This window comes from Emticicia sp., assembly GCF_049241225.1.
Taxonomy (GTDB): Bacteria; Bacteroidota; Bacteroidia; order Cytophagales; family Spirosomataceae; genus Emticicia.
In genome coordinates, this window is the sequence record NZ_JBMLRC010000102.1 from 1 (window position 1) to 14,361 (window position 14,361).

8 protein-coding genes are annotated in these 14,361 nt (G+C 31.5%); 7 read left to right on the plus strand and 1 reads right to left on the minus strand.

Features of this window, described 5'->3' with window-relative positions; genetic code table 11:
• The 5 genes from ACOVO2_RS06265 to ACOVO2_RS06285 all read left to right on the plus strand — a co-directional run.
• Positions 1-1,213, plus strand: a 1,213-nt coding sequence (locus tag ACOVO2_RS06265) for a hypothetical protein (RefSeq protein ID WP_421769145.1), incomplete at its 5' end; no start/stop codon positions are given.
• A gap of 472 nt (positions 1,214-1,685) precedes the next feature.
• Entirely contained in the window at positions 1,686-2,228 is a 543-nt protein-coding gene (locus tag ACOVO2_RS06270) for an antirestriction protein ArdA (RefSeq protein WP_421769146.1), read from the plus strand.
• A 148-nt stretch (positions 2,229-2,376) separates the two neighbouring features.
• On the plus strand, positions 2,377-4,647 hold the full coding sequence (locus ACOVO2_RS06275) for a dynamin family protein (RefSeq protein WP_421769147.1): 2,271 nt from the start codon (positions 2,377-2,379) through the stop codon (positions 4,645-4,647).
• 5 nt (positions 4,648-4,652) lie between these two features.
• Positions 4,653-10,694 (plus strand): hypothetical protein, encoded by a 6,042-nt coding sequence (locus ACOVO2_RS06280; protein ID WP_421769148.1) that lies wholly within the window; start codon positions 4,653-4,655, stop codon positions 10,692-10,694.
• Positions 10,695-10,927: 233 nt separating this feature from the next.
• A complete protein-coding gene (locus ACOVO2_RS06285) occupies positions 10,928-11,656 on the plus strand; it encodes an SOS response-associated peptidase (protein ID WP_421769149.1) in 729 nt (242 codons plus the stop codon).
• On the opposite strand, the gene ACOVO2_RS06290 is transcribed toward ACOVO2_RS06285, so the two are convergent.
• Complete coding sequence (locus ACOVO2_RS06290; RefSeq protein WP_421769150.1) at positions 11,645-12,433, minus strand: XRE family transcriptional regulator; 789 nt, start codon at positions 12,431-12,433, stop codon at positions 11,645-11,647. The two genes, ACOVO2_RS06285 and ACOVO2_RS06290, sit on opposite strands and share 12 nt — an antisense overlap.
• Before the next feature lie 77 nt (positions 12,434-12,510).
• Between ACOVO2_RS06290 and dinB the strand changes: the two genes are divergently transcribed.
• The gene (gene dinB / locus ACOVO2_RS06295; RefSeq protein WP_421769151.1) at positions 12,511-13,725 is read left to right on the plus strand and encodes a DNA polymerase IV; all 1,215 of its coding nucleotides are present in this window, start codon (positions 12,511-12,513) and stop codon (positions 13,723-13,725) included.
• On the plus strand, positions 13,725-14,361 hold a 637-nt coding region (locus ACOVO2_RS06300), incomplete at its 3' end, for a PHP domain-containing protein (RefSeq protein ID WP_421769152.1). The genes dinB and ACOVO2_RS06300, both read left to right, overlap by 1 nt.

The following is a 14,361-nucleotide window of genomic DNA, read 5'->3' on the forward strand; positions in this document are numbered from 1 at the left end:
CGAAACAGCAAAATTATTTAAGCGAATCCTTATTTTTCTTGATGTTCCAGATTATGACTTTGATGATTTAAAAAAACTACTTGCTGAAATAATTAACCAATACAAACAAAAACCAAATCCAAGAAAGCTAAAAAAACTATTCTCAACCATCAATTTAATAGCTTTAATAATATGGCATTATTGTAGAGCCAGTGGCAATCTTTATCCTGCAAAATATGCTATCTCGTACTTGGTGCTTAATACTTGGGCTTTTATTTTAAGCGAGAAATCGGAAAACAAACCCAGTTATCAAACTGAATTTTTAAAAGTTTTAAGAACACAATTCAATTTTTATGTTGAATATTTTAATAAAACTCTAAGTTTCGCCTGTTACCCTAACGGTCTTTTTTCAAACGAAGGATTTTCTTTTGAACCAATCGGTTATCCACTCAGAGCGTTTGAGTACATTGACGACTTCATGTATTTTTGCCTTCTAAGTGATTTATTTGTTGATGGAGGCTTTCAAAGTAATCCACGATATATTAGAGAACAAAAAGAATTGATAAAACAAATTGTATTAAAAAATGAAGATGGTCTTTGTCGTCCAATTTTAGACAATCATTTGATTCCAATTTTACATCTCTTTTTCTTTTTTACCTATCAAAATCCAAAATTCTTACAAGAAGACTATAATTTTTTAGCAAAATATTTAATAGAGTGCTTTACACAAATACATTACCGATTATTGTCAAAAGATACAATGCCTTACTGTAATCAACAATTAGAACCATTGATAGAATTTGAAGCAACAGGTGTGAAGCCCTTTAATTATAGCGACAAATCTTCATTATTACTACCTATATTGTTTGAATTGACTGCCCTGCTTAAATTAGAAGATATTTATTATAATTTTAGAGAGATTTTTTATGAAAAAGTAAATATGCAAATTGCATATCCACACTTTAATGCAATCTCAGACTTTGAAGTTAGATTTTTTTCAAAACATCTTGACAACGAATATTGGGTAGATTGTGGAATTAAACTTCCAGAAGATTTTGAAGAATTTAGAAAGGAAATAATGAGTACTCCTTTAGATAATCATAAGTTCAAAACTGAAGAACAAAAGTTAGGTTTATTAAAGTTTTTAGCTCAATCGTTTTATAAAAATGAACCATTTCCAGAAGAATGGAGAGGACTATTCAGAATATTCGATTTTAATATTTCAGGTAAATAATAAAAGAAATATTAAAAAGAATTAATCTACCTCAATGGGATTTAATTCACCACCGTAACCCTTACCCAATCGCCAAACGATTTGCAATCACTTTGTCGCTTGGGTAAAAGTTACTCTCCCCAAACACACAATTCACTGAGCCGACCCGCACAAAAGGCACATTGCCAGCTTGCAGAAAAAGCAAACTGTCAAAGAGCCTTTTTTTCTTTGCACCAGCGGGAAGCGGTCTGCATTACGTTTTCCCCACGCACATTTTTTCACACTGTGCATCGAAAATTACGAGAAATAGCCTGACAACCGCAAGCCTTCACTACGTCATTTGATTTTTTAGCTCTTCACAAAACCCAACGCACCGTAAACCATCAAATGGGCTTGCAATCGAAGGGCGGTTGCCCTGTCACTCTATTCTCGTGTTGGAATCGGCGATTGCTCGTGCGAGTGCTGGGCTACTTAATTTTAATCATTTTTTACAATGAAAACTTCACAAACACCTCAAATTTATGTTGGTACTTACGCTAAATACAATCAAGGCTCAATCTTTGGCGAATGGGTTGATTTAGAAATTTATAACACAAAAGAAGATTTTTTTGAATATTGCAAAGAGTTGCACAGCGATGAAGAAGACCCAGAATTTATGTTTCAGGATTATGAAAATATTCCTAAAAAGTTGATTTCTGAATGCTCAGTAAGCGATAAACTATTCGATTATGTTGAAGCTATCAAAGATATGGAAGATGAAACCATCGAGGCTTTGGGCTTATTCATTGGAGATAAAGAAATCAATGAAGATACAGATTTTGAAGAGTTGATACAAGAATTTAACGATGAGTATCAAGGCTATTACGATGGCTCAGAAGGAGCAGAATTAGAATTTACCTATCAATACATAGAAGAACACGGCATTTTAAATGAGATGCCACAACATCTACATAACTACTTTGATTATAAGGCTTATGCACATGACTTATTCATTGAAGACTTTGTAGATTATGACGGCCATGTTTTCAGAAGATAAAATTAGGGGGTAACCCCCTTTTTGAAAAAGGCTAATAATGAAGTATATTTGACTACTAATAAGACAAAGAATAAACTTGTTATTAGATTGATTGTAAGATGGATAAGTATCTTACAATTCTGTTTCCACTAATCAAAAAATACATACTATGAGGGTACGTTCCCACTTAAATGAAGATAAATCAAAGCGTAATTTTGAAGAAATAATTGAACCTTGGTATATAAATGCTTGGTCAACAAATGATTATGGAATTGATGCTTTTGTAGAAATTGTAAAACCAGATAGTTTGAATAATACTTTTCGAAATGAAAGTAAGTTTTTTGGCATTCAATTAAAATCAACAGAATCTATTAAACTTTCCGAGCAGTTTATACATTACAAAGTTCCAACGGAGAAAATTATACAATGGTTAAATGCTAATCTACATATTCTATTTGTTTTAAATGATTTGAAAGACAACAAACTGTACTTTACTTGGATAGATGAGACCCTTATTTCAAAACTCGAAAAAGATGCAAACTGGACAGGAAAAAGCACAAAAACTTTGCAAATTCCACGAACCAATCTTTTAGAGAAAGGCAAATTAGACAAAATAAAGGATTATGTATATAAAGCCAAGAATACAACTAAAAAACTAATATTACCAAATACTTATTTCTGTATAAAAGAAAATTGTTCTAAATATATAGCTAATTTGGAATCAATAGCTCAACGATTTGATTTTCAAACAAATAGTATTTCTATTGAATCATTGAAAGACAAAATAGATAACTCAATTTATCGAATTGCAATTTCAGGTCCTTCAAGAGCAGGGAAAAGTAGTTTAATTAACTCTTTTTTAAGAAAAAACATATCCCCAGTTGGTGTATTTCAGACAACTGGTGTCCCAATCCAAATAATCTCGGCAATAACTGAAAAGCTTAGTATCTATTATTTAGATAACACAAAGGAGGACTTCTCTCTAACCGAAGAGAATCTTGAACTATTTGCTTCGCAAGACCACAATGAAGATAACATCAAAAATGTAAAAATGGCAGTAATACATGTCAAGAATAAACAACTCGAAAAAGGTATTGCTATCTTTGATATTCCCGGATTAGATGACCCAAATGAAATAATTTATGATTATGCGTGGAAAACCGCATCAAAAGCAAATATTATTTTGTTTTTATTTGATGCTTCTCCAGCTCAAAATGGAGGATATATTTTTCGAAAAGATGTAAAAAAACAACTAAGTGAATTAGGTTCGGCTGCTGATAAAGTCTTTCTCGTACTGACAAAAGTTGATGCTTTAGATGAAAATAGACTGGAAGAATTGAAGAAAAGGGTCTTTGTAGATGTAAACAAATTTGGATTGAAAGAACATATTTCCGATAAAATATTTTACATCAGCACCACTCAACAACCTACAAAAAAACAAAATTATGATTCATTACAAAGTTTAGAAGATGAATTGTGGCGTTTTATTTTAAATAATAATAGAAATGGATTAGTTAATTTGTCCGAATTGTGCAGCGAAATTTCGACTTCTATTGGCAGTTTTGAAGAAATTTTGAGTAGTAGACTATTTGACGATGAGAAAAGAACAACAATGAATTTAATGATAAATGAGGTTCAACAGAAAATCCCAAATCTACACGAAATATTGTTCAAACAAAAAGGGGATATTATCAATCATTTATTTCAACAAATTGACAATAATAAAACGAACATTTTGAGACAATTAGAAAACGAACTTCAAAATGTAGCTCTAACAGCAACTTTACCTGATGAAAACGCAATAAAAAATTATCTAAAAAGGCAGATTAACTCACTTATAGAGAGTTGTAACTCTCATTCGCAATATCAGTTTACAAACCTCAAAAATGTAATTGATGTTTGGATTGAATCAAATTTAAAGCAATTACGAGAATATATTTATCATCATACCAACCAGCAGCTGATTGATATTTCTGAAATAGAAAAATTTACAATGCCCCCCGTTGATTATGGTTCATTGATTGGAACAAGTATTTTTACAGGCATTTTAGGAGCTGTATTAGCACCAATCGGATTTGTAGTAGGGGCATTTTCTGGACTATTTGGCAGTTTACTGTTTTCAAGTGAAGACAGGAGAGCTAAAAGAATAAAGAAAACAATGGTAGAAGCCGAAAATGCACTTGATAAAATAATTCCTAAAATAAAAATAGCATTTAATAATATCATTGATACTCAAACCAATGAAATTTACAATTACTCTCATAGAAAAATAAATGCTTATACACACGATTTACAAAATCAAATGAATAAATTGGGAAGCGAAATATCGGAACAAGATAGACAGCTTTATCAAGAAGCATTTTCGGACTTGGACAGATTGAATAAAGAGAGTTTGAATCTCAAAAAAGAAATTGATGAATATACAGGTTTAAGTGTCTAAGAAGTATGAAAAACTCTGCTAAAGGCGATAAGAATGATATTGCAGGTAAACTCCCACAAATAGAAGTTTTTGTTGATAAAACGTACCAATTATTGATAAAAAACAACCTTGAATGGATTAAGGTTGGCGATTCGAGTGCTGGCATTGCCGACGATATACAATATGCTACAAAAGAAGAAGTTCATGCCTACCAAATGAAATGGTCGGTACAAAATCCTGCTCCTACATTTTCTTACAATGACTTCAAAATATTACTCCCAGACTTGATTGAAAGTTGGAAATCAATTAAAAGCCAAAACCCAAACAAAAAGACAAAAATATATATCATCACCTCTCAAAAAGCCTCAAAAGGCGATAGATTAAAACTAAATGATGGTAACATTTACTCATTTGAAGATTATTTATTGAGTTACTACAAAAATTTTAAAGAAGGAAAAGAGATTGATGAGAATTGGTCTCAATTTGTGAAAGGTGAATTATTAATTTTAGGAATTTCAGAAGTTGACTTTATCAGTTTTTTTAAAAATTTTGAGTTCATTTTTGGTGCAGTAAGACCAAAATATAATGATAATCAAAACTCATTGCAGATTGAACAAGACTATAATAAATATAAATCATTCATCCTTGACAAATACTACGAACCAAAAGGAAGTATCATTTTTTATGCAGACCACATAAAGAGAGAATTGCATTTACAAAGCAACACCACTTTTCGGCATGATTTCTACGTCGATTACGATATTTATACGCCAAATAACGATACAATAACAGAGCTTAATCAGTCTATTGAAAGTTTAAATGGTGGCTATATTTTTTTGAGTGGTAAACCTGGTACAGGGAAATCCACATTACTGACTGAATGGATATGGGATAGAAATGAAAGAATTATACGATATTATGCTTACACCAACTTAGATAATGCCATTAATATTCCAGAAAGGGGAAACGCTCAAAACTTATTCTTTGATTTAGTATTACAAATTGCTGAATGTGGATTCTACAATGAACAGGTTTATCCATATAAAGGAAATATTGAGCAAATAATATCTACCTTTTACAAGCAATTAGAATTACTAAAAAACGAATTTATCAAAACAGGAAGAAAAACGATTATCATTATTGATGGACTTGACCATATTCCACGTGAGTATAAAATTGAACAAACATTGATTAAGTATTTACCCTTACCAAAGTCCATACCAGATGGGGTTTATTTTGTTCTTGGAAGTCAAACTTACAGTTTTCAAGAACTTGATTTATCAATAAAAAAACTTCAAGAAAATCCAGAACGAAACATTATAATAAAACCATTAACTCAAAAAGACATTTATTTAATAATAGAAAAACAAACCATTCAAGATGAGGTAGTTAAAGAAAAAATCTATCAAATATCAGAAGGACATCCACTCTATCTCACTTATATTCTAAAAAGGATTTTCATCTCCGAAAATATCACTGAAACACTCGACCAGTTAGAACGAATTGAAGATATTAACGATTATTATGAAAGAATATGGGCAACTCATTCCAACAATCATGAAACGATTGAAACATTAGGATTAATAGTTAGATTACGCTTTGGATTTGATGAAAGATTCTTGAAGGAGTGGGGTATATCTCGAAACAATGCACTATTACTTAATGATTTTATAAAGTTATTCTTTAATAAATCTTTTGACAAATGGGTAATATTTCATAATAGTTTCAAACAATTTTTACTCAAAAAGACCTCCGAAAATATTTTCAACAATCAACAAGATGAGGATTTAGTAATTGAATATCACAAAAAATTAGAGAATTATAGCAAGGAAACCTCGATTTCTTCATTCCATTTTGAAAGACTGTATCATCTTTTTGAATCAAAACAATTTGATTCGTTTATCGAATTGGCAAAACCTGATTATTTCTCCAAGCAATTAGAGAGCTTTCGACCATACTATTTTATCAATGATGATTTGAGAATGGGGCTAATTATTGCTGCTGAGAAGCAAAATGTAAGTCTTTTATTACGATACGCTTTTTTAACGGCTGAATTTTCAAGAAGAGCTTGGAATTTTAAACAAGAATCAATTTTTGATTTTTTTCCAGAATTAGTTGAAAATGAGGTCATCCAACAATACACTTTTATCCCAAATGATGAAACAGAAGTTCAAATACTAAAATTAAAAATAGCGAAAGAATACCATAAAATAAATAAGGTTTCAGATTCAAAACTCCTTTTTAGAATGGTACAGCCAATAGAAATAACAGAGAATGGAATAATATTAAATCACGATAAAAGAAATGATTTTAGAGGGAATACAAAAAGTTTAATCGAAGAATGGGTAGCTATTGCACATCATTTCTTACCAATTATTGAAATTATTGAAAAAATCAAAAACTTAAAAACTGAAACGAATAATAAAGAAATTAGCGAACATGAGAAAAATGAAGATAATAGTTTAAAGATTGATTTAATTTGGAAATTGCTTGCTGAATTATTTGATGCAAAAGAATATGATAAAATAATTGAGTTTAGTAAATGCTTCAACTACTCAATTCAAGAAAATAGAGCATTATACATAAATCTTTTAGAGGAAATTATTACATACTTCTTAGAAGAAATTCAACAAAAACTTGCTGCGGAGGTACTTTCAATAATTTTAAAATACAATGAGAAGAATGATTGTGATAGCTCACAGAGAATAAGAATTGCATTCTTGATATTTAAAGTGCTCAATGACAGGAGTTTAATAGAAACATGGATAAAAGACATCGAAATACCAAGAGCTAAGTTTGAATATAGTACTGCGGTAAGTCTACATACAGAACTTATTTTGTATAAGGTTTTTGTACTAAAACTTTCACTTGGTCACTTATTTTCAATCAATGAAACATTACCTATTGTAAAAAATGAGGAAGAAAATGTAGCTATTGAGTTTGAAAGACTTTTTTTCTATTTAGCACAAATTAGAATGGACTTTGAAACCAATAAAGCCTTTGACATTCGTAATGTTTTCCCAATTGTCCGATACTTTTATCAAAACCATGGAATTCGACATAGAACATGGAATGGCGTTATTGATAAAAAAGAGGCAACATTTAAATTATTAATCAACATAATTGGGAATTATGGTTCGGCAGCTATCAATGTTTTTTGGAATTTCTTAAAAAAAGAATTTGAGTTAAATAATGAATATTGGAAAAGTAACGATTTAAAACTAAGTATCCTTTTCCATTTATTTGAATTTGGTTTAGATAAAATGGAAACATCAAAATATCTAAATGTATGGGGGAAAGAATCTGTTGAGCAAGAAAGTGATTTAGATAGCAAAATAACTCAATCATTGAAAATTTGTAGATATTGGCTTCTAATTGAAGAAAAAAATGAAGCAAAGTTTTGGTTAAAGAGGGCTACTGAAGAATCTTTTGGTGTAGGATATCGAAAAGATTATCAACTTCAATTTTGGATGATGTGGTTAATGAAAATCAATGAAATTGAACCCGAAAAAGCATATCAAAGAATAGAGTGGCTAAATTCAATAAATTATCACGTTGATAGAACTACCGAAAATGCAGGGAGTGATATTTCGGATTCAATACTTAAAGAATTGTTTAAAATTAATTTATATGATGGTGTTTTGCTATTAAAGTGGCAATTAGAAAACAATTTAGGTTCTTATGTTTCTTCATTAAGTACATTTATTGAATTCTCATTAAAAAATATAACCCAAGCTGAGTTTCTACTAATATTCGAAATATGGGGAGAAATATTCATTTATACCCATAACTATTCGGATGCCGACCTTCTAAGAAAAATAATTAACAAAGCTCAGGAGGTTCTAGAACACAGTGTTTATGAAGATTTTATTCAAAAACTTTGTTATTACTTGTCAGTCAACCCAATTATTGAGTTCCAAAAAGTATATTACAGAATACTTGATGAATTCGAAATTGAATATCAAACCGATTTTGAAATTGAAGAAATTAAAGAAGAGGTTCGACAAAAAAGTAATCTAAAACTAACTGATGATAAAGAGTTTACACCAAATGAAGTATTAGAAACGATAAAAGATTTTGGGGATTTTTGGTATTTGTTTTCTAATCAAGTGATTAAATATTCGATTGATTTTGATTGGAAACCCGCACTCATCAAATTTTCTTATTTATTTGATGATGATAAAATTCTCCAATTATATGAGTTCTTACAGCAGAAAAACCACGAAAGAGATGATTTGAATATTCAATTTGCCAAACTATGTGTTGAAAACAATTTTTTCAGAGCTGGACGAACCATAATTCATAAAGTTTTAAGTAACAAAAGTAATACGTGGATTCATCAATATGATGGTGCTAAACGATTGTTTGCGTATCAATATCTTATTGAAATAGAGGGTGAAAATGCAAGGAAAGAGGCTTTTGCTGATTATGCTCAAAAAACGTTTAGACACTCATCTCAAGATTTATTTGAGGTAGATAAAATTTTAGAAGTAATTGCTCCAAACTATCAAGTTACTGATGTTTGGAGTGAAATGGAGGTTTATTTACAACGACTATTTAATACCGCAGAAGTAATAGAAAACTTGCCCAAGTTTTCAAAGGGTCATAAAAGTATAGATTACATTGGGGCAGATTTATTACTTTTCTATATAAATCAAAATTCAATTACACTTTCTCAAACGTCAATTACCCTATTTATTAAATTGCTTTCAAAAGGTAATAAAGGTTTTATTGAGCGATTAAAAAGTTATTGTGCTGAAAATACTTTAATAAATCAGATAAACTCAAGTCAAATTTTGTACTGTGTGGGCACCTCATATCCAAATTTGATAAAGAACTTTTATAATGAATTGCTACTGTTGTCTGATTCAAAACTATTCTATGTAAGTATTACCGCTCAAGAACTCCTATTGGAATTTGAAGAATACCAAGAACAAATAATTAATCGTTTTCAGTTTGATTTGAACTGGAAATTGTATCGGAATAAACTTTTGTTGCTTAATGAAACCTTTACCAACTTTAATAAAAAATTTAAAAATCAAGATATTCTCTTAGAAGATGTAATAAATAGGTCAGAGCTCTGCATTCGGTTTCTTGCTGATTTATTAAGATTAGATGAAGGCATTTGGGAGAATAAAATAATCTCTATCATACAAGACTTAGAGCAAAATGTTGATTTTCAAAACTTGATTTCTAAAACTAACAATTCATTAACCGTTGACTCAAGTAGTCCAATTCTTGGAGGATTTGCTACGAATATTGCAATAAATATTCTCTTAAAAGAATTATATGAAATAGGCTTTTATTTTCAAAAAGAAAACTTTGTTTTTATAACCAAAAATATTGATGGAGATTATTGGAAAATAATTCCACAAAAACAGCCTATTTTTATCAAGGGGATTATTCACGAGGGTTTTGAATTAGATTATAATAAAAACCATTACTATCTCAAAGATGATTGGTATTTACAAGTTGGCAAACAAATTCCTAATTATCAATTTAAATTTGATGATTTTGTAATCATTGGAGAAACAACAACAATAAGATGTTTAGGATGGGATTTAGAGCAAGAAAATAGAAATGCTTTCATTTCAACAAAAATTAGAGATAAAAAAAATGAAAATATTCCATTTGAAATAACAAGAGAGGTGTTTTTGGAAGATTATTATGATTTAGACCTCGAAAATCAAGAATTGATACTCTCCAATTGGCATAATTTTACACATATTAGTCCTAATAAGATTCTAAATTGGTTAGCTTTTAATCCACAAGTAGCTAAAGAGATGGGTTGGTTTTTTGATGAAACGGGCTTATTTAGATGGACTGATGATACTGGTAAAATTATGGTAGAGTCAATATTTTGGATGAATGGTAATTCATTTATTAAACTTCCCCATTTTGAGAGTGAAGCAGGTTCAGGTTGGTATATAAAAGCATCACTTGTAGGATTTGAACAATTAAAAAGTAGATTTAAACTTTATCATACAACAATATTCGTTCGTTCGCAGAGAGATAGCGATAACAGATGGTACAGTCATTCTGAAAAGATTATCAAAGAAGTAAATTAATTTTTCTAATAATTAATTAAATATTATTACTCGCCCTACATAAATGTTTAGGTCAACAAAATGTCTTTTTTAATAACTGAACATTTACCTTAAAATTGACAAACAATAAATTAAATATTGCTAATATAAGAAATATTTATGATTTAAACAGTTACTAAGGAGTGAATTAAGGGTGGATAGCAGTGTAGCTATTTTAAATAAATTAGAATAATGAAATCTCAACCCCAAATCTTATGTGTTACAACGCCTCCTACCTCGAAAAAAAGAAATCTAAGCTGGCCGAACGTTATAAAAATGCTTTACCACCCAACTGGAAGTCAAACATTGAGGAGTTTGAAGTACTTACTTATTATTTTGTAAGTGGTTTTGAGCATCCTAAATTGCCTATCATCAAACACGATGGTATCTTTTTGTATGAGTGGGGCCTAATACCCATTTGGGCAAAAGATGCGAGTTTTCAGCACAATACGCTCAATGCTGTTGGTGAAACGGTTTTTGAAAAACCATCTTTCAAGTCAGCCATTGTTTCTCAACGTTGTATTTTACCAGTTTCGGGCTTTTTTGAATGGCGACAGCTCAATAATAAAAAGTATCCCTACTACATCAAAATCGAAGGGCAAGAAATATTTTCATTGGCTTGCGTATATGATTCTTGGGTTGATAAGACCACTGGTGAAGTAAAAAATACTTTTAGTATTCTTACCACGCCAGCCAACGAATTAATGGAAAAAATACACAATGTGAAGAAAAGAATGCCATTAATTTTGAATCAAAATGACGAAAAAACATGGCTCAACCCTCAATTATCTCGTCAATCAATCACCGATTTAATCAAAACTTACACTGAGACAGACTTAGTGGCCATTCCAATCTCAATGGAAGCTAACAATGCCAAAGCGAATCGTAACAAAGCCGTGATTTTGGAAAGAGTTGATTACCCTGAGCTTCAATTATTTGATTAGTATCCTCTCCTTTATCTCCTCGATTCCTTTACTGATACCATTCAAAGACATAAAAATATCTTCTAATCCCATTGAATATTCATCAATATCTTTGGTAGAAATAAAGCAGGTAAATTGCCAAATCTCCAAGATATTCTGTGGCTCAATCTGAATTGTTGGGTAATATTTATTATTTGAAATCAGATGCAATGTGCCATCGTCATTGATTTTGTTTTTTACTTGTTTGTAAAGAATATCTTCATACGTCAGAATTATGTATGATTTATTATTTCTAATGTCTTCAAAACTCTCAATATATTTTCCTACAATGTAAGATTCTGACTGAATCGGTAACATCGAATCTCCACCAATCTGAAAACCTCGGTGTGTACCAACGCCCAAAAATGGTAAACTGATTTTGGGCAAGGCTTCAATAAATTGTGGGTCGGCATAGCCTTTTCTGTACCCAGCCGATGCCTTGATTGGTACAATTTCAATGCTCTCAACTTTAGTGTTTTCCTTGATAAGTATCGGAAACAAAAGGCGATTGCTACCTACCTGCATCAAACCTTTTAGGTCGATTTTACTCAAATCATACTTGATTAGAGCATCTAAAGCAATACTAAAAATCCCCGAAACCTTCACAAGCGAATCCATCGGAAAATCTCTATCTCCTCTTTCGTAATAGGCATAAGTATTACTCGGCAGATTCAGCAAATCTGCTATTTGTTCTTGTGAAAGACCCTTCTGTTGCCTTAAAAGTCTAACGTTTTGACCTATAATTTTATAAATTGACATATACTAAGCATTTTGAGCAGACAATACTACGCATTTTGTCAATAACTTGCCAACAGAATCCTAAAAATATTTTTTCTATGGAAAAAAACATTGTTCACTTTGACTTAGACGCTTTCTATGTATCGGTCGAAAGACTGAAAAATCCATTACTTTTAAACAAACCCGTGATTGTCGGTGGAATATCGGATAGAGGAGTGGTAGCTGCTTGCAGTTACGAAGCCCGAAAGTTTGGTATTCATTCGGCCATGTCATCAGTATTGGCCAAACGGCTTTGCCCAGATGCCATTTTCATCAAGGGTGATTATGAATCTTATACCCAATATTCGGATATGGTTACGCAAATCATATCGGATAGAGTTCCCGTGCTTGAAAAAGCGTCAATTGATGAGTTTTATGTCGATTTATCGGGTATGGAAAAGTATTTCGGTTGCTTGAAATATTCGACCCAAATCAAAAACGAAATCTGTAAAGAAACGGGTCTAAGTATTTCGTTTGGATTGGCAAGCAATAAAACAGTATCGAAAGTAGCCACGAACGAAGTAAAACCTAATGGGCAATGCCACATTTTGGCAGGAAATGAAAAGGCATTTTTGAGGCCACTTTCGGTTAGTAAATTGCCAATGGTGGGTTCGGTTACGGGTCAAACGCTCAGAAATATGGGCATTCAAAACATTGGTTCATTGGCTGAAATGCCACGAAAAATGCTCGAAAGTGTATTTGGTAAAAATGGTACAACCCTTTGGGAAAGAGCCAATGGTTTAGATAATACTCCTATTGAGCCATACCATGATAAAAAGTCGATTTCAAAAGAAATTACTTTTGATAAAGACACTACCGACGTAAACAAACTCAAGGCAGTTTTGCTGAAAATGGTCGAAGAAATGACCTTTGAACTTCGGCAAAAACGGCAATGCACGGGCTGTGTTACGGTCAAGATTCGCTACTCAAATTTTGATACTCATACCAAACAATTCAATATTCCATACACGACCGACGACCAAACGATTATAGAAAAAGTAACTGACCTTTTTGAAAAACTCTACGACAAACGGCTTTTGATTAGATTGGTAGGAGTGAGATTCAGCAAATTGGTGCAGGGCTTTAGTCAAATCAATCTGTTTGATAATACCGCAGAAATGGCGGGTTTATACCAAGCAATGGATAGGGTCAGAATCAAATACGGCAGTCGCTTCATTGGTCGGGCATTTGGAATGGTACTTTACTCAACCCGAAAACCAAGATTTATACGCAAAAGCAATTATCCATCTAACAAAATACCCATTTATCGCTGATGTACTTGAATTGTCATTCATATTTTAGTCTCCGATACGGCACAATTCCCATCCAAGACCTTGTAAATAAGGCCGTTGAGTTAGGTATTGGCTGTATGGCATTGACTGATATTAATAATACTTCAGGAGTTTTTGATTTTATAAAAGCGTGCAAGACAGCCAATATTAGGCCGATAGTAGGAGTGGAGTTTAGAAATGGTGATGAATTGAAGTATATCTGTTTGGCAAAAAACAATGAGGGTTTCAGAGAAATCAATTATTTCCTGACTGAATATCTATCTAAGAAAAAGGATTTTCCGAACAAAGCTCCATCGTACCAAAATGCTTTTTCGATTTATCCGCTTGATTTTCTGGAGACAAGCCCCGTTTTAGAAAACCATGAATTTATTGGCGTTCGTTTTTGGGAGATTCCGAAAACTTACCGTTTTCACAATAAACAGGGTTTTGAGAAAATCATCGCCATTCATACACTTACTTTTTTCAATAAAATATATTTCAATTTGCACAGACTTTTACGAGCCATCGACCATAATACACTTTTAAGCAAATTACCAAAGTATGCCGAAGCGAATCCGTCCGAATGGCCGATTGAAGAGCAAAAACTCTTTGAAAATTTTCAATATTTTGCAGAATGGA